Origin of the sequence: Streptomyces sp. AC1-42W (assembly GCF_003248355.1) — a bacterium.
Lineage (GTDB): Bacteria > Actinomycetota > Actinomycetes > Streptomycetales > Streptomycetaceae > Streptomyces.
Map to the genome: position 1 here is coordinate 934636 of NZ_QKWY01000001.1, position 25726 is coordinate 960361.

Genomic DNA, 25726 nt, shown 5'->3' on the forward strand with positions numbered 1-25726 from the left:
CGCTCGACGACCGGCCGCCCAGGGCGGGCAGGGTGTGGCCCTGCCCGCCCAGCGCGGCCGCCGGGCTCACCGGCAGACGAGCACGCCGCCGAGGCAGCTGACCCGAAAGGCACCCTCCGCCCGAATAATCCCGTCGACCAACTCCCGCGCCCGCTCGACCGTCTCCGGGAACGGAACGCCCATCTCGTCGGCCCAGGCTTCGTACGAGGCCAGGTGCGCGACGACCGGCCCGGCGTCGGTCACCTCGATCACCCCGGGAAGCGGAATCGTGCGGATCTCACCGAAGACGGCACCGAGGACCGCCGGCGCGTCCTCCAACGTGAAGCGGGCCGACAACTGCACTCGGGCCGGGCCCTCCCGCACGCCCAGCACATCGCCTGCGGCCCGGCGCCAGAGGTGTTCCAGCTCCCGTTTGTCGGTCCGGCTGTTCGTGGAGACGACCGCGATACCGCCGGGAGCCAGTACGCGCCCCAACTCCCGCACGGCGGCGGCCTGGTCCTCGACGTGGTACAGCATGTGAAGCGCAAGCACCGCCCCGAGGGACGCCTCCGCAAGCGGCAACTGCTGAACGTCCGCGACGATCGCTCCGGGAATGGCGCCGAGGATGCCGGGCGAGACGTCCATGGGCAGCACGCGCAGGTCGGGCCGTTCGTCCCGCACCCGGGCAACGAATTTCCCGTTCCCGCAGCCCACGTCAGCGACCGCGCCGCGCACGTCGGCCAGTTCGTCGACGACGATGCCCGGGAGGTCGTAGCGCGGGGTCTGCCACTGGTAAAGGGACTGGCGCGCGGCCAAGTGCTGCTCCGAGCCGTACGCCTTGGTGGAGAGAAGGTAGCGATCGGTCACCGAATGATCGTGCGTGGGCTGACCGGTCATCGGGCCTCCATAGGCTTGCCGGCAAGAGCGGGCCTGGCGGTCACCTCGTGAATGTGCGCGCGGAGATCGACCGCCGACCGTGTGCCACGGTACGGCTCGCTTCCGAGGAGCGCGGCCAGATGACGAAGCCTGATGATGATGCTCGCCGTGTATCTGCGGATGTTGTCGCGGGCCTCTCGTACGGCCCTGTCCTCCGAGCGGCCAATGAGGTCCCGGCCTTGGAGCCGACCACCCCGGCGATCCGCTAACGGGCGTTCAGAGCCCGGCGGGCGGCGTTGATGACGTTGTGGGCGTCGGACCCGTAGACGGCCGACTCGCTGAGGGTGCGCCAAGTGCAGAGGTAGGTGGCCACGCTGTCGGCGTCATCTATCCACAGTTCGGCGTGCCAGTCCTCAACGATCACAAGGCGCTCGTCGTAGATCCAGAAGCTGTTGCCGGGCCAGATCTTCAAGGAGGCGTCGAACGGGATGATGCCGAGTTCGACGGTGTCCAGCCCGATGGCACTGGCGAGGTGGTGAAGTTGCGTCGCAAGGACCGAGGGCGGACAGACCAGAGTGCGCAACGCGCCTTCCCACATCATGATCCGGTACTTGCGCCCGCGCTGGTACAGCATCTCTTGTCGCTGAATTCGGGCGCGTACGGCGTCCTCGGTGTCTCGTGGTGACCGCATCAGTTCGGCGTGCCGGACGAAGACATGCCGCGCGTAGTCGGGGATCTGCAACATGCCGGGAATGAGGCAGTTTTCCCAGATGGTGAGGATCTGCGTCCGCTCGTGCTCCATCGCGGCGGCATCCTGGACGGACTTGTGCCCTGCGGTGAGCTGCCGCCGCCACGAGCGGATGTGCGACTCGAACCCCGCCAGCCTGGCGCGAAGCTCGTCGTAGGACGCGGCCTGACCGCACGCGGTGGCCCACTGTTCAAGATCTTCGGGAGTGGCCGTCTGCTTGCCCAGTTCCAGCTTCGAGACCTTCGAGTTCGGCCACCCGAGCTTGCGCGCCAAGGCGGTGCCGGTGAGCCGACCGTCGGGGCAGGTCAAACGAAGCTCCCGGAGTCGAACCCCGAGGGCTTCGCGGGCCTGCTGATAGTCGGTGCTCACCGGTTCACGCCTGCTCTACTCCTCCTTCGCGGCCAGCTCCGCCGCGAACTTCCGAAACGGGGTGGCGTGGTGCTGGGCCACGTCCCGCAGCCGGTTGTACTGGTTGACGCGTGCCGGTTCCGAGATCAGCTCGGCACCGGTCAGGATGTCGTCGTCATCGAAGATGCACAGGACGACGATGTGTGAGTCGAAGATCCAGAAGTCTTCGTTGGGCAGGTTGACGCGCTCGGCGTCCTCGCGCCACATGTTGCGCACGTCCTCGCCCAATGCGTCGTTGAACTCGGCGTGCGCAAGCAGGTACCGCTGCCCCTCGGTCGGCGGGTTGTCCACGATGCGAACTCGCCCGACCACCGCGCCATCACTCGTCTTGGGGCGGATGGTGCGGGCCCACGGCCCTTCCATATTCCATGTCGGGGTCTCTCCCCGAACGAACTGGGCGTAGGTGCTCTCGGCCCGATCGACCGCGTACCCTCCACGCATCTCCAGGTGCCACGCACTGTGCTGGAAGTTCTCGAACATCCCAGCGAACGTGGCCGGATCGAGGATGCGTGGTTCGGTGTCGCGGTCCTTCGGGCCGAAGTCGATCAGCGTGTTGCGGGGCATCACGATCGGGATTTCGTCCTCGTCGATGTGCTGGAGCTGCGCGAGGGCGTCCGGGTCGGTAAGGCGCGGCCCGTGCACGATGACCTCGCCCGTGTCGACATCTTCATGAATCGCGGGGCACGAGCCGCCACCGCTGCCTGTCCCGTTGAAGCGCAGTCGTCGGGCCATGACCAGATCCTTCCGCCGGGGGCTGATCACCCCAGCATTGCCCAGCCGAGGTCCATGGACTACGGGCTCGGACCACTTTCGTGCGAAAAAGCGAGCTAAGGGCTGTCCCGTAATCCCCGGTGGATCAGCGCGCGGCGTCAGATGCGGTGCATCGCAAGGCGGAGGGGCGTTCGCATACTGGACGTATTCGGACGTTCCGACAACGCAGCGAGGTGCCGTAGCTGTCGTCGTGCGCCCGCCGGGGATTACGGGACAGCCCTTAAGCAAGCAAGTACCGGAGAAAAATCGAGAAAACATCCTGTCGCCAGGCAACCGCCCACTTCTAGCGTCCCGTTCATGGCAATCAAGACACAGCGGGACGTCGACCCCTTCGCGGCGATGGAGTCTCTGCGGGGAGCGCTGGCCGCCGCCGGAATCGTCTTTCCCTCGCTCGGTGTCGACATCGCGTCCCCAGCGCTGCGACTTGTCGAGCTGGGGCGCGTTCGTGCCGACGTGGCCGCCCGCCTGGCCGAAGTGCTCCAGAGAGGGGGCCGTCAGTGACGCGGCAACAGAAGCCGGCAACGACGATCAACCACGGGAAACTGCCATGGCCGCGCGAGACGCTCGTGGTGGACACGATCTCGGAACGCACGGGCCTGCTGGTGGGCGTGATCGAGGAGCGCTACAAGTCGAACGGCCAACTGGCCGGCCGGCAGGCGTTTATGCGCCCCCAGGGCGGGGGTGTCGAGTGGGACGTGCCCCTGGAACGCATCAAGCCGGTGACCGAGGCCGACAGGGCTTAGCCGGTCCCCCTGGCGAGGGCGTCCCGCACGCGCCATTCCCGCCCGGATCGCCTGCCTCGAAGAGTCCACCGCGGCCTCCCTGCTCCTCGCGGCCGGTGGTCGGGGCAGTGCTTGGCGCCATGGCGTCGCCGCCGACCCGATCCGGCTTCATGCCTGGATCTGCGACGAACACGGACGCCCGGTGGAGGAGCCCGGGCACACTGGCGACTACACCCCGATCAACACAGCCAATCCCCCTGGAGCCGAACCGCGATGAGTGCCCCGCACATCCTGCTGCCCGGTGAGCGAGTCAGCCTGGCGATGACCAACCGTGACCACCTCGCCGACTACCACCGGTGGGAGAACGACCCCGGCACGATCCTGGGCTACGGCACCCAGGTAACCCAGTCATGGGAGGTCCGTGCCGGTGGCTGGGAGGGCCAGGGCCGCAACCGTGACTACGTCCAGTTCGAGGTGATCACTGCCGATGACCACACTCCGGTCGGGATCACGACCTTGCAGATCGACTCGGCAGTACGGACCGCCGAGTTCGTCATTCTCGTCGCCCCCGAAGCCAGGGGAAGGGGCCTGGCCACGGAGGCCACCTCCCTGACCCTCCGCTGGGCCTTCGAGTACGCCGCGCTGCGCATGGTGTGGCTCAAGGTGCTGGAAGCCAACACGGCGGGCGTGGCGGCCTACCAGAAGGCCGGATTCCAGTCCGCGGGCCGCCTGCGACAGTCCGGCTACTGGCTGGGCCGTTCCTGTGACGAGCTCCTGATGGACGTCACCGCCGACGACTTCCTGAGCGCCGCTGAGTCCGCCTGAATCGACCGCCGATGCCCCATCAACTCCGGCTCAGGCATGGGCGCCCGTCCTGGCCGGGCCCGTCCTCCAAGCCGCCCGGCTACCGTCCGTCCGCCTCCGGTACGGGCGCGCCCAGCACCGTCAGGAACGCCGTCGCGGCGGGTGTCCGGCCCGAGCGGCTCCAGATGACGTGCTGGACGCGCACCGGCGCGTCGGACACCCCGATCGCCACCACGCCGGGGAGCCGCGCGGCGTACGCGGGCGGCAGCATCGCCACCGCCAGGCCGGGGCCGACGAGGCTGGCGATGTAGTCGGCGGTGGTGACCTCGAACGCGACGTCACGGGTCAGGCCCGCCGCCGTGAACGCCAGGTCCGTCTGCGCGCGGCCCGCCGTACCGGCCGGGAAGTCCGCGAAGACCTCGCGGGACAGCCGGCGCAGGTCGACGGAGGGTGCCCCGGCCAGCGCGTGGTCCGGGGCGACCACGGCCACGAGCCGTTCCCGGGACAGCTCGTGGCGGCCGACGCCGCTGGGGCGGGCCGTGGCCGGCAACCCCAGGAACGCCACGTCGAGCGTGCCCTCGCGCACCTGCTCGGCCAACTCGTCGCTGGCCCCGACGCGCAGACTGACCCGCACCTGGGGATGGCGGCGGCGGAAGTCCCGCAGCGCGGCCGGGATGTCGACGGCGGTCACCGTCGGAATCAGGCCGACCGCCAGCCGGCCGCGCACCTCGCCCACGGCCGCCGCGACCTCGGCGGCGGCACGTTCGGCGGCCTCCAGGCACTGCCGGGCGGCCGGCAGGAACGCCTCGCCCGCCGGGGTCAGCCGCACCCGGCGGGTGGTCCGCTCGAAGAGACGGCCGCCCAGCTCCCGCTCCAGCCGGGCGATCTGGTGACTGAGCGCCGACTGCACCACCAGGCACCGCTCGGCGGCCCGCGTGAAGCTATTGGTTTCGGCCACGGCGATCACGTAACGCAGCTGCTGGAGTTCCATGGGCACATCGTCCACTCATCACGGATCGAGATCAATGAACTGACAGACATGTGTTGGACTCATCAATGGGTGCGGGCCGAGACTTCGAGACATGACAAGCCGACCCACGCGAGGAGCCGCCGGGAACCTGCCCCGGACCGCCCTGACCGCGTTCGCACCGGCGGTGTGGGGCACGACCTACATCGTCACCACGGAGTTCCTGCCGGCCGGGCACCCGCTGTTCGCCGGTCTGCTGCGCGCCCTGCCCGCCGGGCTGATCGCCCTCGCCCTGACCCGCACGCTGCCGCGCGGCGCCTGGTGGGGGAAGGCGGCGGTGCTGGGGGTCCTCAACATCGGGCTCTTCCTGCCGCTGCTGTTCATCGCGGCGGAGCGGCTGCCGGGCGGCGTCGCCGCGACCCTGGGCGCCGCGCAGCCCCTCGTCGTCGCCGTCCTCGCGGTGGCCGTACTGCGCCGGCCGCTGTCCGCCCGGCCCCTGGTGTGGGGCGTCACGGGGGTGGCCGGCGTCGGCCTGGTCGTCATCGGGCCCGCCGCGTCGCTGGACGCGGCCGGGGTGGCGGCGGGGCTCGCCGGGGCGGTCACGATGGGGCTCGGCGTGACGCTCACCAAGCGGTGGGGGCGGCCCGAAGGCGTGGGCCCGCTCGCCTTCACGGGCTGGCAGCTCACCGCAGGGGGCCTCTTCCTCGCCCCGGTCACCTTCCTCGCCGAGGGCGCGCCGCCCGCGATCGACGGCCGGGCCGCGCTCGGCTACCTCTGGCTGGGCCTGATCGGCGGGCTGCTCACGTACGCCCTGTGGTTCCAGGGCATCGCCAAGCTACCGGTCACCTCGGTCGCCGTCCTCGGCCTGCTCTCCCCGCTGGTCGCGGCCGGCCTGGGCGTGCTCGTCCTCGGCCAGACGCTCGGCCCGGTCCAGCTGCTGGGCTTCGCGCTCGCCCTGGCCTCCATCGTCGGGGGCCAGTTGCCCGGCCGCTCGGCGCGTACCCCCGCACCGGCGCACGAAAGCGCACCTGTACCAGCACACCAACCCGCACACCAACCCGCACCCGAAAGGACCCACCCATGAGGATCGCCGTTCTCGGAGCCGCAGGCATGGCCGGTTCCCGCGTCGTCGCCGAAGCCGTGAGCCGGGGCCACACGCCCCTCGCGGTCTACCGCAGCACCCGGCCCGAGGTCCTGCCGCCCGGCGTCACCCCGGTGGCGGGCGACGCGAACGACACCGCCGCGATGGCCGCCCTGTTCGCGGGCGCCGACGCGGTGGTGGCCGCCACCCGGCCGCCGGCGGGCCGCGAGCACACGATCGCCGCGACCACGACGGCGCTGCTCGACGCGGCGGCCGCGGCCGGGACACGTGTCCTGGTGATCGGCGGATCGGGCCCGCTGGAGGTCCCCGGACACCCCGGCCGGCTCGTGCGGGACGACCCGGCCTACGTACCGGCGCGGTGGCGCATGGTCGCCGACGCCAGCACCGCCCAACTCGCCGCCTGCCGGGCCCACTCGGCCGACTGGATCTACCTCAGCCCGCCCGCCGTCCTGGAGCCGGGCTCCCGCACGGGCGGCTACCGCCGGGGCACCACCACGCTCCTGACCGCGCCGGACGGCACCTCCCGCATCTCGGCGGAGGACCTGGCGGCAGCGGTCCTGGACGAGCTGGAAGTACCGTACGGCGAACGGCACTTCACGGTCGCCTACTGAACCGCCCTCACGGGCCGGCGCGCAGCACCTCCGCGACGACCGGGCCCGCCGCGTCGCCGCCGTGGCCGCCGGACCGGACCAGTGCGGCGGCCGCCAGGTCGTTGCTGAAGCCGGCGAACCAGCTGTCGGACGTGGCGTGGCCGTCGACCTCCGCCGAGCCGGTCTTGGCGCCCTTGTCGCCGCCCACGTTGGCCATGGCCTGGGTCGCGGTGCCCTCGGGGCTGGTCGCGGTGTAGCGGAGCATCTCCTTGAGCTGGGCGGAGACGCCGGGCGGCAGTGGGGTCGCGGTGGCGAAGGTCCGGTTGTCCAGGGACCGCGGGACGATGAACGGCTGCAGGAAGCGGCCGTTGACCGCCGTGGCGGTGACCGACGCCATGTTGAGCGGGTTCATCTGGACCTTGCCCTGGCCGATGTACGAGGCGGCGGTCTCGGCGCCGGAGGACTCCGGGACCTTGCCGTCGACCGTGACGATGCCCGTCTGCCAGTTGAGCCCGATCCCGAAGTACCGCTCGGCCTCCAGCTTCAGCGCGGTGTCGCGCTTGTCCTTCAGGGGCGCCACCGGCTTGATGAAGGTGGTGTTGCAGGACTTGGCGAAGGCCCGCTTCAGCGTCGCGTTCTGGATCGAGAAGTTGTTCAGGTTGTGGAAGGTGACACCCTCCCACTGCACGTCCGGCGGGCACTGCACGGCGCTGTTCGCGCTGCCGAGGCCGTTCTGGATGATCATCGCGGCAGTGATGATCTTCATCGTGGAGCCGGGGGCGACCTTGCCCTTCCGGGCCGCGTCGAAGCCGTCGGCCCGGTTGTTCGCGATGGCCCGGATCGCGCCCGTGGACGGCTCGACCGCCGCGACCGACGCCTCCGCGAACTTCTTCACGCCCCGCTCGGCCGCCGCCTGGATCTTCGCGTCCAGCGTCGTCTGCAACTTGCCGGGCTTGCCCTTGACCAGGGTCAGCAGCGTCTTGTTGATCCCGTCGGCGTTCGCGCTGTTGATCCAGGTCTCGATCCCCGTCGTGCCGCCGGCCTTCTCGCCGTACTTCTTGCGCAGCTCGTCCAGGATGCCGCCGAGCGACGGGTACTTCTCCACGGTGAGCACCTGGCCGTTGCGGTCCACCGCCTCGATCGACGCGGTGGACGACTCGCCCGTCTGCAGCGACTCGCCCTTGTCCAGCTCCGGGTGGATGACGGACGGCTCCCAGTCCACCAGCGCGCGCCCGGTCGTCAGTCCGCGTACGACGGTGAGCTTCGAGGCGTACGACAACGGCTTGGAGGCGCCCTCGTAGGAGACGGTCGCCTTCACCGTGTACGGGACCGTCGAACCGGTCGCCGGGCCGGGCGTGATCACGGCCTCGGTGACATGGGCCTTCTCGCTGAACCCGGCCAGCGCGGGCTCGGCGTCGCCCTTGTTGTTGGTGAGGGCCGCCGCCGTCTCCGCGTCGCCCTTCGCCCAGGCGGCCAGGAACTTCTTCGAGGTCTCGGCGATCTCCTTCTCGGTCACCGGACCCGTCCGCACCTCGGTGGAGTCGGCGGCGGTGCTCGTACCGTCCCCGCCGCCGTTGCCCCCGAGGTCGTCCAGGATGTTGTACGCCCCGTAACCCACCCCGCCCAGGACGAGCGCGAACACCCCGCCGACTATGCCTACCTTCGCTCCACTGCGCATTCCCTGCCGTCCCCATCCCCCGGAGCTTTTTTCTTGAACACGTTCAAGAAGGCTGTAGGGGGCACCTTACGGGACAGTAGTGAGCACGGGTGCCGGTCGTTACCGGACTGCGATGCGCCCGGCGGCGATTGGCGCGAACGCTCCGGTCAGATCCAGGTGTCCAGCCACATCCGGTCGCGCCAGGAGTCCTCCGGAATGGGGGTTCCGGTGTACAGCGGCCAGAAGTAGATGAAGCCTCGCTGAAACCAGGCAGAACGGCCCCTACCTGCTGCTTCTCTGGCAGGCGGGGCCGCCCGTAGCTTATTGGGCCGTCTCTGGGCCGTGATCATGGTCCGGAGACGGCTGGAAGAGGCTGTCCACTGCCCGCCGCGTTCGCCCCTCGCTGCTCGGCATGAGGTGAGTGTAGATGCGCAGCGTGAATCCGGGATCGGAGTGCCCGAGGTAGGTGCTCAGCGCGCGGATGTTCTCACCCGCGTCCAATAGCAGCGAGGCGTAGAAGTGCCGCAGAGCATGCATTCCGTCGTGCGGTGCGGACGCGTACCGCGCGCCATCCTCGGGCTCGGGGATGATGCCCGCCGCGGCAAGGGCGGGCTTCCACATGCAGTCGTTGAAGTGGCTGACGCGGATGTGATCGCTACTCGCTCCCGTGAAGATGAGCGACTTGGTCACGGGAGGGCCGTCGGGTGTCCGCCATGGCAGCGTGATCCTTACGGGCGGGTACTTCTCCGAGTGCGCTTTGAGGACGGCCGCCACGGTCGACGGGAGAGGTACATCGCGAGTCTTACCACCCTTCGGCAGCGCGAAGACGAACTTGCCACGGATGCGCTTGAGCTGGTGCTGTACGGACAGCCATCCGCCCTCGTAGTCCAACTCGTCCATGGAGAGCCCGAACACCTCGCCCTGACGCAGCCCACACCCGCTCGCCGCATCGACCGTCGCCCGCAGATGCTCCGGCAGCGCCTCGCGCACTCCGAAGACCTGCGTCGGTGCCCACGGGGAGACCCGGGCGGGGCTCGCCTTCGGAACCTGGATCGACTTGGCCTTGCACGGGTTCTTGTTCACCAGTCCGTCGTCCAGGGCGGCGCTGAAGGCCGCCGACACGGTCCCGAAGACGATCCGGCGGTGCGAGGCGGCGGGAACGTTGGTCTCCAGCTCCCCCAGCCAGGTGCGGATGTGCCCCGGTTGGAACGACGCGAGCGGCCGTGTGCCGATGTACGGGTACGCGTGCAGGCGCAGCCGTCGCTCGGCAGCCTCGCGGCTGTTCACCTCGGTGGTGTGCGTGGCCACCCACTTCTCAGCGAACTGCCGAAAGGTGACGCGGCCGGCGCGGGGGTCGACGTACTGCCCGCCTGCCATGTCGGCAGCCGTCTTGATCAGCCACTGCTCGGCGAAGCGCTTCTGCTTGTCCGGGAAGGACTTCGACTTCTCGGTGCCGTCGGGGCCGATGTACCGGGCGCGGTATCGGCGTCCGGTGCCGTAGCGGTCGGTCTTGACGCGTACGGGCTTGCCCTCGGCGTTGATCTCAGTCTTGTACCAGCGGTCTTGGATGTGGCCGGCCACAAGGGCTCCTGTCGGGGATGCGCCAGGGGCGCGACCGGTGGTGGCCGCGCCCCTGCGGGTGGTTGTCGGTGAGTCAGGCTGCGTCGCGGTCGGCTTCGGTGAGCGCGTTGATCCAGGCGTAGACGGCGGTGGGGTCGAAGCGGAGGTGCTTGCCGATGCGGAAGCCGGGCGGACCCGTGCGCTTCTTACGCCAGGCGTAGACGGTTTCCAGCGGGACGGAGAGGAGCGCGGCGATGTCCTCAGGGGTCAGGTAGCGGTCGGGGAGCCCTCCCCGCAGGGTGGTCTGCGGGTCGGTCTCGGGGGCACGTTTCGGGGCCACGGTGCGACTCCTTGGGGGCGGGGCGGCTGTGCCTGTCCTAGGTGCGGATTTCTGCGTCACAGCGTCACGAGCGTCACGCGGCCCTCTGGCCTGCGGTTTTGTGTGACGCGGGGGTGTGGGCGTGCGTCATCGGTGCGTCACGGGGTGCGTCACGGCGTGACGCAGGTGACGCAGGATGACGCAGAGCTTGACCGTCTGCGTCACGCCCATCACCGCAGGCCAGGGGCCGGTTTTGCCGTCCGCGTGACGCTGTGACGCAGAGCTTCCCTACTTAGGAAAAAGGGAAGGGGCGTCTGTAGTGGTGTGGGTGGCTCTCAGGGCGTGAAGTGAGGGGCCGCTTCGCGGCGCGACCCTTGGGCGGCGTGCCGCCGAACAGCAAGAAGAGCACCCGCGCGGGCGTGCTCTTCTTGCTTGTCCAGCGAAGCGGCGGTGCGGGTCAGGGCATTTCCGGCTGCTCGTACTCGGGCGGTGCGGCGGCGGGGCGGGCCATTTCGAGGTAGCGGCCCTCGCGGGTGCGGCCGGAGTCGATGAGGACGCCTCGGGCAGCGAGGGTGGGCTGAAGGCGCTTGAGCCGGTCGGAGAGCACCTTGCCGGTGGTCGGCCACCCCTTGGGCAGGGGACGGAGTTCGTCGCCGCTGTAGAGGCGGCTGAGGTGGTGCAGCCACTCGGTGGACGTCATCCGCTGCTCACCGCCGGGGGCGATGTCCTCGGCGTGCTTGAGGACGGTCTGTGCGAGCAGGTCACCCTCGATCACGTCGTCGTTCAGGTCGTCCAGGCTCGCCCGGTACGCGGCGAGCGCTCCGAGGCCGGTGGCAGTGTCGAGCTGCGCGCACAGGTGCGCGAAGTCTGCCATCCGCAGATCCGTCGGTGTCTCGGCCTCAGCCGCCCGGACCTTGACCGTCAGGTCTAGGAGCGAGCCGAGGATGACCGGCAGGGCTTCTTCGAACTCGCCCCAGAGTTCGGCTTCGGTGCGCCGGACGCGAGGGCGTTCGAGGCGCAAGGGCAGGAGGCGTTCGGCGAGGTCGGGGCGGATGACGCCGACGTCGATGCCGGTCAGGAGCAGGGGGCGCCGGTAGCGGGCCCGGTGCACGTCCCCGTCGGTGAACAGGGCCCGCTTCACGGACTCGGCCCCGGTGACGATGCAGCACATGGCGTCGGACAGGTCCGGCGTCATGTGGGACAGGTTGTCCAGCGCGGTCACCCACCCCGCCGCGACGGCGGCGATCAGGTTCTCCTCATCCTTCGGGGCCCGGCGCAGGTCCCCGCTCATGCCCTCCACGATCCGTACGAGCATCCGCCCGCCGGTCGACTTCCCCGCCCCCTGCGGCCCGGTCAGGAACGGTGCCGGGACCGGCACGGACGGTCCCAAGCAGCCGATGAGCCAGGCGATGGCCAGGCACTCGGTCTCCGCGGTGGCGAAGTTGCACAACCTGAGCAGTAGATCGATGCCCTTGTCCTCGGTGTCCTTGGCCGGCAGGGGCAGTTCCCCGGTGAGCTGGGTACGGCGCCAGCACACCTCGCGCGGGTCCGGGACGGCGATCTCCCACCCGGTGGGGTGGATGCGGACGGACTGTCCGTCGGCCCGGCCGAGGTCCAGCCACGTTGCCCCGTCGAAGCCTGGCGCGACGCGGATGTGCACGGCCTGGGTGTCCTCGGTGAGCGCGAGTGCTTCGATCAAGTCGAGTGCCTCCTTGAGCGCGGTGCCGTTGAAGACACCGGCCCCGTCTTTGAACATGCCGACCATGAGTTCCTGGCGGTGGCTTCCGGTGGTGCCCTGGGAGCGGATGGGGCGGGCGACGGGGTGGCCGTTCTTCTGGGCGTAGACGGTGCCGTCGGCGGTGCGGAAGTACCGGAAGTGGGACTGCGCGTACTCGGTAATGACTTCGCGGGCGGGGTTCTTCTCGTCGTCGGACACGGCTCACATCCCCAAGCGCGTGAGGGCGTTGGCCCATGCGTCGGTGCAGTGCCGGACGCTCTCGCCCTTGGTCTGCGCGGCGGCGAACAGCCGCTGCATGTGGGCGTCGGTCAGGCACCCGCACCGACCGTGCGCCGAGAGCACAGCCAGGAAGGCGCGGTACACGGTGGCGTGCACGGCGGTGGTGGCGGCGGTGATCTGCTGCTCGGCCATCGTGATACCGCGTTCCAGGAAGACGGGCGTGCGGTGACGGCACTCCCCGCTTGCGGTCGGCAAGGGTGCGGTGACGGGCCGGACCGGAGACGGCTTCGAGGCGACCAACACGCGGACGGTGCCGGGCAGGTCGGCCGTGGTGCCGGTTCCGGGGCCCAGCCAGCGGGCGTAGGACATCGTGGACTTGATGTCGACTCCGGGCCGTACGGCGTTCGCGGACTGCATGGCGCCCCGGTAGATCCAGTGCTCGCCCCGCGTGGTGGACACGGTCTGGGTGAGGGGCAGCGTGCGGCGGGCCCAGGCGATGGCGTCGGCGTTGTCGAGGTCTACAACGGTCAGCCCGGCCCCGCCCGGGTGGTAGGCGACACCTTCCGCCTGACGCCACGCGGCCACCCACACGGGTGAGGTGATCACGGCCAGGTCGTGAGTGGCGGCGGCCCACGCGTGGCACGGACGCGGGCACAGGCAAGGGCCGGGAACCTTCATGGTCGGGCGCCCGCCGCACGCGTTGTTGTGGCAGGCCAGGCAGTTCCCGAACGGGACCTTTCCCGCCCGCAGCGGCAAGACCGGCGTATCGCCCGCCGCGAGCGACAGGGCCGTGCGCAAGTGCGCCCCCGGCTTCCGGTCTCGCGGAATGAGGGTTGATTGCGTCATGCTGGGTGTCTCCAGTTCTGTTGCGTGCTGGATGAGGGCGGCCCCAGGCTTTGGCGAGACGGGGGCCGCCCTCAGTCGTGCTTGGGACAGGCGTGGCTTTCAGTGGCGGTTGATGGTCTTGGTCCACAGGCCCCGGTTGGTGGTGCGGGTGGTGCGCTGGTCCTGGTGGACGGGGCCCTTGTAGTGGTGGTGGTGTTCGGTGTGGGCGTCTGCCTTGGCGCGTCCGGCGGAGCGGAGCAGGGAGCCGGCGGCGAGGATCAGGGCGACGGGTCCGCCCGCGCCCACGGCGAGGGTGACCGGGGCGACGTGGCCGAGGGTGTAGAGGACGAGAGAGGTGGCCCCGCCGAGGGACAGGGCGGCGACCGATCCGGTGAGCATCAGGGCGCTGGCGTCCGTGGCCTTCTGGGACATCGGGGGGCGGCCCGGTTGGGCGACGGGCGGGGTGGGCCCGTACGTGGGGAGCGGGGTGTCGTCGCGGTGCGCGGTCGGTGTCTCGTCGGCGGGTGCGTATGCCTCGTGAATGAGGCGGCGGGCGTGGAGGTCGGCTTCGGCGGGGGTGAGCGGGCGACTGGCCGGGGGCTGTTCGGGTCGGTTCATGGGGAGGGTCCTCCCGGACGGGCGGGGGCCTGGCGTCGGGTGTGACGGCGGGCCCCGGCTGAGGGGTGCGGGTGGGTGTGACGGGGGTGTGACGGGCCGCTGTGATGGCGCGTCACACCCGCTCCCGCCTAGGGGTTTGGGTGTGACGGGCCCGTCACATGTGACGGCTGTCAGGCGGCGGCGAGAACGGGCACGATCCGCCACCGGCCGGTCTGGGAGGTCGGCTGGAGACGTCCCTCCATGGCGGCGTCCTTGAGCCGCTTGGACACCCAGGACCGGCCGAGACGGTTGCGGTCGCACCAGTCCATGAAGTCCTTAGGTCCGATGACCATCTGCCCGGCCGCCTCGAACTCGTCCAGCGCACGGGCGAACAGCTCCCGTGCCTCGTCCGGGGACGGCTTGCGGCCGGTCTCCTGCCCGAACAGCGGGGTGTCGTCGCCCTGCTGCGGGGCCGGGAGGTCGGCCTCCGGGTCCATCGCCGCGTCCTCGGGGTCCATCAGGGTGCCGGTCGGGGTGGTGTCGTCGTCCTGGTCGGCCATGGTGGTCTCCGTGTCGACGGCCGTGGTCCGGCCGGTGTAGGCGTTGCCGACGACCGCCTTCGCGGCCCCGGTGGTGACGGGGTCGGCGGTGGCGCCGTTGCGGAGCGCCCACTGGGCGAGCATCTCCATGACCGGTGCGGCATCCGTAGTGAACTGCCGGGTGCGGGCGGGGGCCGCGTAGCGGTCCGGGTCGATTCCGCCGGCGACGACGTAGCAGTAGCCAGGCTTGCGGTTACCCCACGCTCCGGGGTGGGCCCCGGCGTCGATGACCGAGTCCGGGAGGGAGAACCCCTCATCGCGGGGGTCGCAGCCCAGCGCGATCACGGACGGCAGAGAGGCCCGGGTGCTGGTGGACATCTGGTCGTACGAGGGCCGCTGGAGCGAGACGATCAGCGAGCACCCAGCGGAGCGGGCCTCCTGCGCGATGCCCGTGAACGCGTCATCCCCGAGGGCGCGGAGGGTGTTGGCGGCCTCTTCCATCCACGCGACCAGGTACGGCATCCCCTCGCACCCACACGCGCCGGACGGCCGGCAGGAGTGCGCCGGGTCGGTCTGCCGCTCGGCGGACTGGGGCGTCCACTGCCGGTAGGAGTGCTTACCCAGCCACCCGGTCCGGGCCGGAATGACCTGCTGGAGAGCTTCCACCATGGCCTCGGTGCCGGAACCGCCTTCCACGGCCCAGTCGTACGCGGGCAGCAGGGGCCGGAAGTCCTGGAAGCTCTTCGGGTCGGAGAGCCACATGATGACGTCCCGGCGGGACAGGATCTCCGTCTGGAGGTTCAGGGCGGTGTCGCCCTTGCCGGAACCCGTTCCGCCCGCGATCAGGAAGTGCTGGGCGTTGCGGCCCTGGCTGGGGTCGCCGGGCAGCCACACCACGAGCGGGGAGCCGTCGTCGTACCGGCCGATGACGAGCGGGTCCATGATCGAACCGCCGGGCAGGGACGGGCCCTCCCACGGCTCGGCCTCGGTCAGCATGTCCTTGGGCACGATGACCAGGTCCCCGCGCCGGGCGGAGTCCGGGTCGGGCTGGAACCGCACCGCCGACTGCGGCAGGTCCAGCGCCGACGCGATCCGCACCAGCGCCTTCGCGACGTCGTCGGTGGTCTGTTCGCCGGGCTCCAGCGCGAGCGCAGCTGTGACCCGGTTCGGCTCGACCTGCGTACGACCGATCTTCGCCTTCGCCAGACCGACCTTCTCCAGCAGTCCCTTGTCCGCCGACCCGGCCGCCTCGCCGTCCGAGGTACGCAGCGCCATGCGGATGTTCCACGACAGAGCGAGGACCGCCCCGCCCATCAGGTAGGCGTCGGGGAGGCTGCCGGCCAGGGGCCCGGCGAGGGCGGCTCCGGTCATCCATGCGGACCCGGCAGCGACGGTGATCGCGGAGTGCAGACGCCGCTGCGGGCTGGTCTCGCGCCCGGCCCACCAGGTCGCCCCGGTCAGGGCGACGGCGGACAGGGTCAGGCCGACGCCGGCGCCGACCGAGTCCGCCCACATCAGGTGCGCACCCGACCCGGCCACGCCGATCCCGGCGACTCCGAGCCACGGCGGCAGGTGCGGCTTCGCCCGGTGCAGCAGGTAGGCCCCGATGCTCCCGCCGCCCGGCGTGCCGTGGTCGCTGTGGTTCCTCATCCGCCTTCCCATCCTGTCCAGCTCCCGTTCGACGTCGTGTCCGTTCTGGTCGGCCCGGCGGCTGCTCACTGCGCGCTCCAGTTCATGCGGGGCTGCTGCCGGTGCTGGGCGCGGTGGCGGTGGGCGTTCAGCTCGCCCTCGTACTCCTGCTGGAACTGCGCGTGGCAGGCCGCGGCGAGCTTGGCGGCGTTGCGCAGCTCGTCGGCCGCGCGCTGCAGTTTCCGCGAGACCTTGAACGCGCGGATCTTCGCGCCGCCCAGTCGGCCGTCCGGGTCCGGGACCGTCGCGAGGACGGCCTTGAGGATCTCGGCACCCATCGCGACCTCGAACGACAGCATCACGGCGGCAGCCCGCAACGCGTTGCAGTAGTCGCGGATCTGAGCCGGGGAGGAGAACTCAGGGGCGGGGAGCAGGCTCTCCGCGTGCCGACGGGCCCCGGGGGTGGATGCCGATTTGTTGTTGTTGACGGTGACGTTGATCGGCGGGACGAACCCGCCGGCCACCGAACCGACGAACCCTCCGACTGCCGCCCCGGCGTTGCTTGCGAACTTGGCGCCCTTGCTGCTGGGGGCCTGGCCACCGCCATTTCTGCGGGGCGGGGGAGTGAAGGGGCGGGCAGCCTGCTGACGAGCGAAATCGCGGGCCTGCTGACTGGGGCTGCTTGCCATGACGTGCTCCTTTTCAGGCGGAGAGACAGAGAGCCGCGACGACGAGCGCGGCGATATGGGCGGTCTGATCGACGTGCGCGGCACCGCCGGCAGCTGCCCAGTCCTTCTGGCGGGCCAGGCGCATCCAGGCCGCGACCGGCCATCGCCGGTCGATCACCGCGTGCGTGCCCCCGATCCACAGCAGAGCGGCGGTGGCGGACAGGAGCGGGAGCCGCCAGCCGAGCACGGCCGCGCCCAGGGCGAGCAGCAGCCCGCAGACGACGACATGCGTCGCGGTGTGGGCAACGTTCGCCCGCCAACCGACCAGGCCGGGTGCGGCCTTGTGCACGGCCTGGTGGTCGCTCTGGAGCGGGTAGTCGGAGATCAGATGGCCGAGGTAGAGCAGGAACGCGAGGTCAGCGAACACGGCACGCCCCCTCGGGCACGGAGAAGTGGCGCCCCGCAGTGGCGATCAGGGCGTCATGGGCTTCCAGCGCGCGAAGCCGGAGGGCTTCCAGCTCGGGTGCGTTGTTCGGGTTGCGCATCGCGTAGGTGGCCCGCACCGCGAGGCGGGCGGCTTCCTGGGCGGTGGGGGCGAGGAGCTGGACGCGGGCAGCCGGGGCGGTGACTGCTCCGCGGGTGTGGTGCGCTTGGTCGCGCAGTGCCTGGACGCGTTCGTCGTCGGCGCCGGTCAGGCGGGCCTCGCCCAGCTTCCACATGGCCCGGCGGTGATCGGAGAGGGCGACCGCGAGGTCGATGACGGCGTTGACGCAGTCACGGCGCCGGTCGTCACCGCGAGCGGCGTTGCGGGCGGTGTGGGCGATCCGGGCCTGAACGAACCCGGCGACCAGGGTTCCGGCGAGGGTTCCGAACACGGCGATGAGGGACTGTTCCACCGATGCCTCCAGAAGGTGGGTGGGTCAGCAAAGGGAATTGGCGCAGGTCACGCACGTGCCGAGGGAGCGCGGGATGCAGTACCCGGCGTCCCGCCGGCAGGCCGGGCACAGGCGGCGGGCCCGCATGGCCTTGGCCAGCGCTGCGGTACGGGCCGGGGTCATCGGCCGTACGGGGCGGGCGAGGTCGACGCGGTAGAGGTACGCGACGAGGGGTTCGCGTCGTCGCCGGGGCCGGTGAAGGACGGCGGCGACGTCCTGACCGCCGGGCCGCAGTCCCATGGCGCGGAGCTGGCGGCGGGTGGCCAGGCCCTCGGGGGCCAGGTGCCACCGGTATTCGGGGAGGGTGGCCATCAGGCGGCCACCACCAGGTCGTGCGGGGCCGGGCGGGCGAGATGGAGCAGCCGCGTCTCGGCGCAGGGCATGGTGGCCGCGGCCCAGTCGTCCGCGATGAAGTCGCGGCCGATGTAGCGGGTGTAGGCGGGTGGGATGGCTTCGGTGAGTTCTTCGTGGGTGCTGGTCCAGGTGATGCCCATGGCGTGCTGCATCTCGGTGACGGTGCCCTTGCCGCCGCCTTTGCCGTAGGCGGCGATGTACGGGCCGTCGCGCCACATGCCGTGGCGCCAGCCTCGGACCGGGCCCCGGTGCGGCTTGTGCACGGCCGCCGGGGGTGACCAGTAGGGTCCGAGTTCGAAGTAGCGGTGACGGATCACCGACAGCCCGAACATCTCCCCGCACAACAGCAGGTCCTTGCGCAGCCGGGCGCCCTGGACGTTCTCGATGACGTAGGGGACGCCGTACCACTCGCACACCTCCCTCACCTGCGGGATGAGATCGATGTGGTTGCGGCGGCCGCGGTTGGTTCCCTTGGTCAGCGCGCAGGACGCCTGGCAGGGCGGGGAGTAGTGGACCAGGTCGAATTCCTGGCACCACTCCCGCGCCGCATCCAGCGCGTCGGCCTGGACGAACGTGAACGGGTAGGCGGGGCGGGGGACGATGTCGACGCCGGTCACGTCGAATCCGGCGAGGTAGTAGCCCATCGACGCCCCGCCCGCGCAGCAGAACAGATCCAGCACGCGCGGCCGGCGCATCACACCAGGGGCGCTTCGCCTGCGTTGGGCGGGCAGGGTGTTCACCGGGTGCCGCCGAGGGGGACCGGCCGGATGCGCCAGGGGATCTCGGCGGCCGGCGAGTTGGACGGGCAGCAGGTGGTGGACGCGGTCCATCCGTCCCGGGGGGCGCCCTCGGCCTCGGCGGCGATCTCCGCTGCGTCTCGGGTGACGTGCACGCTGTGCAGGTCCCCGAAGCGGTAGAGGACGTAGACGCGGTCGGTCCGGCTGGACTGCTTGCGCGCGGTCCGCAGCAGCATCCGCAGGACCTGCCGGTCCTCGGTGTCCAGCAGCGACTGAGCCCGCAACGCCTCCAGCTCCCCCTGGAGCCGGGCCACGTCCTCGCTCGCACGGGCCAGCGCGTCCCGCAGGGACTCCACCGTCGTCTCGGCGCGCGCCGCGGCGGTGGCGGCGAGGTCCCGTTCCAGCTCGTGCTGCTCACCCTTGACGCGGGCGGCCCTGGTGGCCGCTTCGGCCTTGGCGAGGTCGGTACGCAGGGCGTTAAGGGTGCGGGTGCGGATCAGCGCGATCACGCGGAGACTCCTTCGAGAGCAGCGGGCGCAGTGGGGCCGGGGGTGTCGCGCAGTTCCTGGTAACGGGTGGACACCCACCCCACCGACCACCCGCACAGCTCCGCCGCGTTGCGCACGGGCAGGCCGGATGCGTGGGCGGCGGTGACGATCTGGCGGGCGCGGTCCTCGGGGAGCTTGGTGTTCACCGGGCCGCCGGACAGCAGCGCCTCGCGTTCACGGGCCTCCCGCTCAGCACGCTCATCACGTTGCCGGCGCTCGGTCTGCTCGCGCTCCAGCCGCTCGCGCTCGCGGCGCTGGACGGCTTCGCGTTCGAGGCGTTCACGCTCGGCCTGCTGCTGTTCACGCTCGCGTTCACGGCGTTCACGAGCCTCGCGCTCAGCACGCTCCCTGGCCTCGGCCCGCTCACGCTCCTCACGCCGCACCGCTTCCTCACGGGCGGTCTGTTCACGGGCCAGCATGGCCTCGTGCTCACGCTGCTCACGCGCCAACTGGGCGGCATGCTCGCGCTCCTCACGGGCCCGCCGCTCCTGCGCCTCGCGGCGCTCGGCGGCGACCCGTTCGCGCTCGGCGCGTTCGGCCTTGAGCTGGGCTTCGCGGGCCTGCTGGGCGGCGGTGATGGCCTGCCGGTAGGCGAGACCGGTCTCCGCCGTGACGATCAGCAGCAGGGGCGCGACCGCGTGCACGGCCACACCGACCAGCTCCTTCTTCAACGCGGAGTCCGCGATGTTCAGGGCGAGGGTCATCGCTCCGGTCATCCACCGCAGCGCGATGGGCCACCGCCCGCCGTGCCCGCCCAGCCGGGCCAGCACGGAATCGAGCCGGACGACGATGACGACCGCCGCGTCCACAACGAGGGGCAGGATGGGGGCGGTCCAGCCCCAGCCCTCGGGGGTGTGCTGCTTCATCAGCGGGGTGACCGTGAGGATCGAGAACAGCATCGCGCCGCCCACGATCAGCCACGTCCCCACCGACAGCGCCTTCTCCGCTGAACGGATCTGAACATCGTTCACGACGCCACCTCCCGCACCCGCACGGACGCGATCAGCCGGACCGGTCCAGCCGGGTCATCGCCGGGGACGTGGTCCTCGATCCAGTACCAGACCGGGTTACCGGTGAACGTGTAGCCGAGAACGGTCAGGGCCCGTGAACGGTCCTGAACACTCGGCACCGCAGCGCCGTCGAAGACGTACTCGGGCCACTCGGAGACCAGCTCGCCGTAGACCACCACGTACAGGCGCCACCGGCCGGTGTCCTGCGCGATGGACATCTGGGCGGTGAAGGTGTCAGCCGTCGTCATGCCGCACCGCCCGGCTGCACCGTGAAGGTGCGATTGCTCAGGTCACGGCGGGCGGCCATGACCCGGTTCCGGGCCCGGCGGATACGCCGCTCGTCCAGCTCACTGGCCGGGCGGTCGAGGGTCGTGATCTGCGCGTCCAACAGCTCGACCTCCGCCCGGATGAGCGGCATCTCGTGCTCGATCGCGTCCAGCTCGGCGGCCGGCGGCTCGAAGTCGAGCGACGCGGCCGTAACACGGTCCTGAAGTGCAACGATGGGGATCATGGGTCGTTGTCTCCTAGCGATGGGACGGCCCAAACAGCGCCCCGGAGTAGCCGCTCCGGGGCGCTGGCCGTTGGGTGGAAGGCCACCCGAGGGGGTGGCGGTGCCCCGGGCCGGATTCGATCCGGCGGCATCACGCCGGGTCCGGGGCGGGGGTGGTTCAGCGGCCGGTGCCGCCGGAGGAACGTCGGTTGGCCTCGCTGACCTTCTTCGACAGCTCCTCGCGTTCCTTCTCTGTCAGACTGCTGATCACAGGTGCCTCCCATACAGGTGCCTGTATCGCGGCATCCCGGTTGCCCCCGGGGTGCCGCTGCGGTTCCGGACTCTCCGGTTCCCCTCGACCCCGCCCGTACAGCACCGCACGCGGCGGGCCGGACGGACGGAGGAGGCAACCGGCCCCAGCTCAACGGCTGCGGCGGTCAGATGACGCGGTGGGCGCGGCCGGCCTGCCGGTCCAGCAGGCACGGCGCCCAGATTCTTCGTCGCTTCACGTCGGCCTCCAACGGCGCGCACATGGCGTACGGGATGGTTCGCGATCTTTGCCCTTGTCTCACCGCACGGACGGGTGTCACCAGTCCTGAGAGGACCGGGATGAAGGTGCTTGCTACCTCGTGCGGCAGGGCCTGCGGCTTGTCGCAGATGCCTGTCATTCATCACGCTGTTCAGTTCTCAAGGACCACGGCTTCCTTCGGGCTCACTCCCGTTGCCGGGACCCTCCGGGCGCTCTGTTTGTGCAGGGCGAAGCAGCCCAAAGAGGGCCCTTCTGTGTCACCGACGTTCCCTCCAGGGCCCATCTGGTGCGCACCAGTAGATAAGCATCTGGTGCGCACCAGATGCAAGCCCTTCGGTGCATTCGGTGTCGGCGTGCATCTCCAGAGAACGGCCCAAGCGGGGTGTCCCGGTAGCCAACAAGGGTTAATCTCAGTGGGGTTAACCAGCTCTCACCTGCGGCTTTAAGGGAGGCGGCATGGCGACAGGGTTAAGGGCGGCTAGGAAGGCGCGGGGATGGTCGCAGGAGAAACTCATCCACGAGATGCGTCGGTACGCGGAGCAGAGGCTCCTCGACATCGCCTCGCCAGCGAGTCTCAAGGTCTACATCTCGGAGTGGGAGAACGGACGCCGTGCCATCACGGACCGGTACGCGGGACTCCTCCGGCCGCTGCTGGGAGTCACGGACGCTGAACTCCGGGGCGGGAGCGGCGAGGTTCGGCCGGCGGCTGACGGTTACGAGGAACTACTGAGCCTGATCGACTCATCGAGCAACCTCAGCGAGTCCATGGTCGGGTCGTTCCTCGATCAGACCGAGCTGTTACGCACGATGGACAGGCAGATGGGGGCGGCCGGGCTGGTCGACCAGATGAACGGGCATCTGGCAGCGATGGAAGATGCGTTGACCTTCGCTGTCCTTCCGAGCGCCAGACGACCTATCGCCGCTGCGCTCGCCGGAGCTTCCACCCTCGCTGCCTGGCAGGCTTTGGATGCCGGTGCTGTGGAGCGGGCGTGGCGGCGGTACGAGCTGGCGAAGAAGGCGGCACAGGACGCTGAGTCCCCGTTGTACCTGGCTCACGCCATGGGGGAGCAGGCTTACGTTCTGGCGGACGCGGGCCGCCCGTTGCTTGCGATTGAGTTGGTACGCGACGCGCAGAGGACACAAGCCGAGCGTCAGTCGCCGCGACTTCGCGCGTGGCTCGCGGCTGCTGAGGCGGAGCTGTGCGCCGCCGCTGGCGTAGACATGGCGTCGGAGGCGCGTGCGGCGTTGGAGCGGGCGGAAGCCCTGTTGCCGGGCGATGGCGAGGTACGCGACCCGGACATGCTGAGCATCTTTCTCAACGCTGGCCACCTCACGCGCTGGCGCGGAAATGTGCTGGCCAAGCTCGGTGACGAACAAGCTATGGATGAGCTGTACAGCTCACTGAACAGCGCAGACTCATCGTTCGTACGCGCAAGCGCCGGCGTGCACTGCGACCTCACGCAGGCCCACCTTGCGCGCGGCGAACTGGACCAGGCGCGTAGCCACCTTCAGCGGGCAAGGCTGGCAGCGAACCGCACGGGGTCCGTGCGGTATCGCCAGCGCGTGGAGTTGCTTACTGGGCGGCTGTAGGTCGTGAGGAGAGGAGGTGAAGAAGGGCAACGATCGTTCCGGAGCCCATCAGCTTGCCCTCGCTCATCAGGCCGGGGATGTCGCCCAACGGCACCCAGGCGACGTGGCCGGCTTCCTCGGCGTCCGTAGGTTCTCCGACGTGAGTGGCTCCCCTCGCCACGAAAATCTCGTGCGGCGAATCGACCATGCCGATCATCGGTTGGTAGGTGACCACGTGCTCAACCTTGGCCGGGCGCCAACCCGTCTCTTCCTCCGTTTCGCGTGCGGCCGTGGTGGCCGGGTCCTCGCCGGCGTCCACGATGCCGCCGGGGAGCTCCCAGCCCCACTGCTGCGGTACGAAGCGGTACCGCCAGAGCATGAGCACACGGTTCTGGTCATCGACGACAGCGGTGATCGCGACGTGGTGAAGCCGGACTACGTGGTGTTCGAAGCGCTCGACACCGGGGGGTTCGACGTCGACCAGATCGAGGCTGACCCACTGGTTCTCGTAGATGCGGCGACTGCCATGGATCTCCCACGCCGGCACGTCGCTCGGGGTCGGCACCCCGGCGCCTCCGGATACGCGGTAGGCGCTTCGGTCGTGCGCCTTGATGAACCGTTCGTTCGCGAGCCGGGCCAGCACCTGCCTTAGGGCCGTGCGGCCAATGCCCAGTTCGGAACTCAGTACGCGTTCTGAAGGCAGCTTGTCGCCGGGCGCGTACCTGCCCGACTCGATCCAGGATCGGATCGTCTCGTAGACCCTCTGCGTCTTGGGTCCCATCCTTGGCGCACACCCCCGGATCGTTGGCTGATGTTCGCCAGCGTAACGGGGGAGCTGTACCGATGGCTCAGTCATGCGCGTCTCTCACTTCCGTGGGTTTTCGGCACGTGACGTGCGGCCGGTCTCTTCCTGTCGCGCGTGGAATCCGGGGCCGCCTGTGGGCCGTCAAAGCACGGCCCACAACGACCAACAGCCACCACTGACGACCACGGCGGGCCCGACACCGAGTGGTGCCGGGCCCGCCGTTTTCCGCGCTAGATCCAGGTGCCCAGCCACATCCGGTCGCGCCAGGAGTCCTCCGGGATGGACGTGCCCGTGTACAGCGGCCAGAAGTAGATGAAGTTCCAGATGATCAGCAGCACCAGCACCCCGACCGCGACCGCCCCCAGCGTCCGCCGCCGTTCGCCCGTGGGATCGGGCTTCACCAGGCCGAGTTCGTACCGCGTCCCCGTCTCCGCGGCCGGTCCCAGCATCGCCCCGGCCATCATCGCCACCGCCAGGCACAGGAACGGCACGAAGACGACCGCGTAGAACAGGAAGATCGTGCGCTCCTGGTACAGGAACCACGGCAGCCAGCCCGCGGCCACCCCGCAGGCGATCGCGCCCGCCCGCCAGTCCCGGCGGAAGAACCAGCGCCACAGCACGTACGCCAGCGCGAAGCAGGCCGCCCACCACAGCAGCGGCGTCCCGATCGCCAGCACCTCGCGGGCGCACTTGCCGGTCGAGGACGTCGGGCAGCCGTTCTGCTCCTCGTAGAAGTAGGAGACCGGCCGGCCCAGGATGATCCAGCTCCACGGATTGGACTGGTACGTGTGCCCGGACGTCAGGTTCACATGGAACTCGTACACCTGGTACTCGTAGTGCCACAGGCTGCGCAGCCAGTCCGGCAGCCAGGTCCAGCTGCCGCCGGTGCCGTCCGTCGCCGCCCAGTCCCGGTAGTAGCCGCGGTGGCCCGGCGAGTCGCGGACGATCCAGCCCGTCCAGGACGCCAGGTACGTGGCGATCGCGACCGGCACCACCGACACGAACGCCGGCAGCACATCGCGCCGCAGCACCGCGAGATACGGCCGCACGGCCCCCGCGGTGCGGCGCGCGCCCACGTCCCACAACACCGTCATCAGCCCGAACGCGACCATGATGTACAGGCCGTTCCACTTCGTGCCGAAGGCCAGACCCAGCGAGACGCCCGCCGCGATGCGCCACGGCCGCCACCCCAGCCGCAGGTTCTCCGCGACCCGCGCCTCCGGGCGCAGCACGCCCTCCTCGTCCACCGGCAGCGCCGCCGCCAGCCGCCGCCTCGCCCAGTCGCGGTCGGCCAGCAGGCAGCCGAACGCGGCCAGCACGAAGAACATCAGCACCAGGTCGAGCAGCGCGGTGCGGCTCATCACGAAGTGCAGCCCGTCCACCGCGAGCAGCGTGCCCGCCAGACAGCCCAGGAACGTCGAACGGAACAGCCGGCGGCCGATCCGGCACAGCATCAGCACCGACACCGTGCCGAGCAGCGCCACCATGAACCGCCAGCCGAATGGCGTGAACCCGAACATCTGCTCGCCCAGGCCGATGATCCACTTACCGACCGGCGGGTGCACCACATAGCCGGGATCGGTCGGCACCGGGACCTGCGAGGGGTCGTTCAGGATCAGCCGGTCGACGTCCTTGGGCCACGCGCCCTCGTACCCCTGGTTGACCAGCGCCCAGGAGTCCTTCGCGTAGTACGTCTCGTCGAATATCACCGCATGCGGGCTGCCCAGCTTCCAGAACCGCAGCACACCGGCGACCGCGGCCACCAGCAGCGGCCCGCCCCAGGCCGACCAGCGGACCAGCCGTTCGGCGAGCCCCGGCGGCACGCCGAGCACCGCCCACAGCTGCTTTCCGGGCCGGTTGTACGGCGGAACCAGCCGCTCGCGCAGCCCGATTCCGGGGCGCGGGGAATGGCCGAAGCGGCGCAGCCGCCGCTCCCAGGAGGTCGGCTCCGTGCCGTGCTGTTCCCCGGCGTCTTCGCCCTGCCGGGCGTCGGGTGCGGTACTCGTCACGGCGCCATCGTAGGGAACACGT

Annotated in this window: 29 protein-coding genes; 7 read left to right on the top strand and 22 right to left on the bottom strand. The window is 70.3% G+C overall.

The window, feature by feature from the left end:
* Window positions 1-66: 66 nt before the first annotated feature.
* The 3 genes from DNK56_RS04260 to DNK56_RS04275 all read right to left on the bottom strand — a co-directional run bounded on the left by DNK56_RS04260 (window position 67) and on the right by DNK56_RS04275 (window position 2743).
* The gene (locus DNK56_RS04260) at window positions 67-876 is read right to left on the bottom strand and encodes a class I SAM-dependent methyltransferase (RefSeq protein ID WP_111330566.1); all 810 of its coding nucleotides are present in this window, start codon (window positions 874-876) and stop codon (window positions 67-69) included.
* A gap of 244 nt (window positions 877-1120) precedes the next feature.
* On the bottom strand, window positions 1121-1972 hold the full coding sequence (locus DNK56_RS04270; RefSeq protein WP_111330570.1) for a helix-turn-helix domain-containing protein: 852 nt from the start codon (window positions 1970-1972) through the stop codon (window positions 1121-1123).
* A 15-nt stretch (window positions 1973-1987) separates the two neighbouring features.
* Window positions 1988-2743: a DUF6879 family protein gene (locus tag DNK56_RS04275; protein WP_111330572.1), complete on the bottom strand. Its 756-nt coding sequence runs from the start codon at window positions 2741-2743 to the stop codon at window positions 1988-1990.
* A gap of 336 nt (window positions 2744-3079) precedes the next feature.
* Between DNK56_RS04275 and DNK56_RS04280 the strand changes: the two genes are divergently transcribed.
* The 4 genes from DNK56_RS04280 to DNK56_RS04295 are packed head-to-tail and all read left to right on the top strand — an operon-like array spanning window position 3080 to window position 4329.
* Window positions 3080-3283: a hypothetical protein gene (locus DNK56_RS04280; protein ID WP_111330574.1), complete on the top strand. Its 204-nt coding sequence runs from the start codon at window positions 3080-3082 to the stop codon at window positions 3281-3283.
* Entirely contained in the window at window positions 3280-3525 is a 246-nt protein-coding gene (locus tag DNK56_RS04285) for a hypothetical protein (protein WP_111330576.1), read from the top strand. The genes DNK56_RS04280 and DNK56_RS04285 overlap by 4 nt, the downstream gene beginning before the upstream one ends.
* Window positions 3526-3559: 34 nt before the next feature.
* On the top strand, window positions 3560-3781 hold the full coding sequence (locus tag DNK56_RS04290; protein WP_274543585.1) for a lasso peptide biosynthesis B2 protein: 222 nt from the start codon (window positions 3560-3562) through the stop codon (window positions 3779-3781).
* Complete coding sequence (locus tag DNK56_RS04295) at window positions 3778-4329, top strand: GNAT family N-acetyltransferase (RefSeq protein WP_111330578.1); 552 nt, start codon at window positions 3778-3780, stop codon at window positions 4327-4329. The genes DNK56_RS04290 and DNK56_RS04295 overlap by 4 nt, the downstream gene beginning before the upstream one ends.
* Window positions 4330-4408: 79 nt before the next feature.
* Here DNK56_RS04295 and DNK56_RS04300 read toward each other — a convergent pair whose 3' ends face one another.
* Window positions 4409-5299: a LysR family transcriptional regulator gene (locus DNK56_RS04300; protein WP_111330580.1), complete on the bottom strand. Its 891-nt coding sequence runs from the start codon at window positions 5297-5299 to the stop codon at window positions 4409-4411.
* A gap of 91 nt (window positions 5300-5390) precedes the next feature.
* Here DNK56_RS04300 and DNK56_RS04305 point away from each other — a divergent pair, with 91 nt between their 5' ends.
* Together DNK56_RS04305 and DNK56_RS04310 are read left to right on the top strand one after the other, a co-directional pair.
* Window positions 5391-6359: an EamA family transporter gene (locus DNK56_RS04305; RefSeq protein ID WP_199563884.1), complete on the top strand. Its 969-nt coding sequence runs from the start codon at window positions 5391-5393 to the stop codon at window positions 6357-6359.
* Window positions 6356-6988, top strand: coding sequence for an NAD(P)-dependent oxidoreductase (locus DNK56_RS04310; protein WP_111330582.1), 633 nt, complete (start codon window positions 6356-6358; stop codon window positions 6986-6988). The genes DNK56_RS04305 and DNK56_RS04310 overlap by 4 nt, the downstream gene beginning before the upstream one ends.
* Before the next feature lie 7 nt (window positions 6989-6995).
* On the opposite strand, the gene DNK56_RS04315 is transcribed toward DNK56_RS04310, so the two are convergent.
* The 16 genes from DNK56_RS04315 to DNK56_RS04395 all read right to left on the bottom strand — a co-directional run bounded on the left by DNK56_RS04315 (window position 6996) and on the right by DNK56_RS04395 (window position 20813).
* A complete protein-coding gene (locus DNK56_RS04315) occupies window positions 6996-8645 on the bottom strand; it encodes a penicillin-binding transpeptidase domain-containing protein (RefSeq protein ID WP_199563883.1) in 1650 nt (549 codons plus the stop codon).
* Window positions 8646-8945: 300 nt separating this feature from the next.
* Window positions 8946-10205, bottom strand: coding sequence for a tyrosine-type recombinase/integrase (locus tag DNK56_RS04325; RefSeq protein WP_111330588.1), 1260 nt, complete (start codon window positions 10203-10205; stop codon window positions 8946-8948).
* 73 nt (window positions 10206-10278) lie between these two features.
* Window positions 10279-10524, bottom strand: coding sequence for a helix-turn-helix transcriptional regulator (locus DNK56_RS04330; protein WP_111330590.1), 246 nt, complete (start codon window positions 10522-10524; stop codon window positions 10279-10281).
* Between the two features lie 436 nt (window positions 10525-10960).
* Window positions 10961-12439: an ATP-binding protein gene (locus tag DNK56_RS04335; protein ID WP_111330593.1), complete on the bottom strand. Its 1479-nt coding sequence runs from the start codon at window positions 12437-12439 to the stop codon at window positions 10961-10963.
* Between the two features lie 3 nt (window positions 12440-12442).
* The gene (locus DNK56_RS04340) at window positions 12443-13306 is read right to left on the bottom strand and encodes a bifunctional DNA primase/polymerase (RefSeq protein ID WP_111330595.1); all 864 of its coding nucleotides are present in this window, start codon (window positions 13304-13306) and stop codon (window positions 12443-12445) included.
* 99 nt (window positions 13307-13405) lie between these two features.
* Window positions 13406-13903 (bottom strand): hypothetical protein, encoded by a 498-nt coding sequence (locus tag DNK56_RS04345; protein WP_111330597.1) that lies wholly within the window; start codon window positions 13901-13903, stop codon window positions 13406-13408.
* 170 nt (window positions 13904-14073) lie between these two features.
* Window positions 14074-16071 carry a plasmid transfer protein TraB gene (gene traB / locus DNK56_RS04350; RefSeq protein WP_111335456.1) on the bottom strand — a complete coding sequence of 666 codons (1998 nt, stop codon included), beginning with the start codon at window positions 16069-16071 and terminating at the stop codon, window positions 14074-14076.
* A 65-nt stretch (window positions 16072-16136) separates the two neighbouring features.
* Entirely contained in the window at window positions 16137-16739 is a 603-nt protein-coding gene (traA, locus tag DNK56_RS04355) for a plasmid transfer protein TraA (RefSeq protein WP_111330599.1), read from the bottom strand.
* A 13-nt stretch (window positions 16740-16752) separates the two neighbouring features.
* Window positions 16753-17145, bottom strand: coding sequence for a DUF3307 domain-containing protein (locus DNK56_RS04360; RefSeq protein ID WP_111330601.1), 393 nt, complete (start codon window positions 17143-17145; stop codon window positions 16753-16755).
* Window positions 17135-17614 (bottom strand): pRL2-23, encoded by a 480-nt coding sequence (locus DNK56_RS04365; RefSeq protein WP_111330603.1) that lies wholly within the window; start codon window positions 17612-17614, stop codon window positions 17135-17137. The genes DNK56_RS04360 and DNK56_RS04365 overlap by 11 nt, the downstream gene beginning before the upstream one ends.
* 24 nt (window positions 17615-17638) lie before the next feature.
* Window positions 17639-17965 (bottom strand): RRQRL motif-containing zinc-binding protein, encoded by a 327-nt coding sequence (locus DNK56_RS04370; RefSeq protein ID WP_111330605.1) that lies wholly within the window; start codon window positions 17963-17965, stop codon window positions 17639-17641.
* Entirely contained in the window at window positions 17965-18702 is a 738-nt protein-coding gene (locus tag DNK56_RS04375; RefSeq protein ID WP_111330607.1) for a DNA cytosine methyltransferase, read from the bottom strand. The genes DNK56_RS04370 and DNK56_RS04375 overlap by 1 nt, the downstream gene beginning before the upstream one ends.
* Before the next feature lie 41 nt (window positions 18703-18743).
* The gene (locus DNK56_RS04380) at window positions 18744-19253 is read right to left on the bottom strand and encodes a hypothetical protein (protein WP_199563882.1); all 510 of its coding nucleotides are present in this window, start codon (window positions 19251-19253) and stop codon (window positions 18744-18746) included.
* Window positions 19250-20263: a DUF2637 domain-containing protein gene (locus tag DNK56_RS04385; RefSeq protein ID WP_111330609.1), complete on the bottom strand. Its 1014-nt coding sequence runs from the start codon at window positions 20261-20263 to the stop codon at window positions 19250-19252. The genes DNK56_RS04380 and DNK56_RS04385 overlap by 4 nt, the downstream gene beginning before the upstream one ends.
* Window positions 20260-20550, bottom strand: a complete 291-nt coding sequence (locus DNK56_RS04390; RefSeq protein WP_111330611.1) for a DUF6303 family protein — start codon at window positions 20548-20550, stop codon at window positions 20260-20262. Before DNK56_RS04390 ends, DNK56_RS04385 begins: the two co-directional genes overlap by 4 nt.
* Window positions 20547-20813, bottom strand: coding sequence for a DUF6284 family protein (locus DNK56_RS04395; RefSeq protein WP_111330613.1), 267 nt, complete (start codon window positions 20811-20813; stop codon window positions 20547-20549). Before DNK56_RS04395 ends, DNK56_RS04390 begins: the two co-directional genes overlap by 4 nt.
* A 964-nt stretch (window positions 20814-21777) precedes the next feature.
* Between DNK56_RS04395 and DNK56_RS04405 the strand changes: the two genes are divergently transcribed.
* Window positions 21778-22911, top strand: coding sequence for a helix-turn-helix domain-containing protein (locus DNK56_RS04405; protein ID WP_199563881.1), 1134 nt, complete (start codon window positions 21778-21780; stop codon window positions 22909-22911).
* On the opposite strand, the gene DNK56_RS04410 is transcribed toward DNK56_RS04405, so the two are convergent.
* Together DNK56_RS04410 and DNK56_RS04415 are read right to left on the bottom strand one after the other, a co-directional pair.
* Window positions 22895-23671, bottom strand: a complete 777-nt coding sequence (locus tag DNK56_RS04410) for an NUDIX domain-containing protein (RefSeq protein ID WP_111330617.1) — start codon at window positions 23669-23671, stop codon at window positions 22895-22897. The two genes, DNK56_RS04405 and DNK56_RS04410, sit on opposite strands and share 17 nt — an antisense overlap.
* A gap of 254 nt (window positions 23672-23925) precedes the next feature.
* Window positions 23926-25704, bottom strand: coding sequence for a dolichyl-phosphate-mannose--protein mannosyltransferase (locus DNK56_RS04415; RefSeq protein ID WP_111330618.1), 1779 nt, complete (start codon window positions 25702-25704; stop codon window positions 23926-23928).
* Between the last annotated feature and the right edge of the window lie 22 nt (window positions 25705-25726).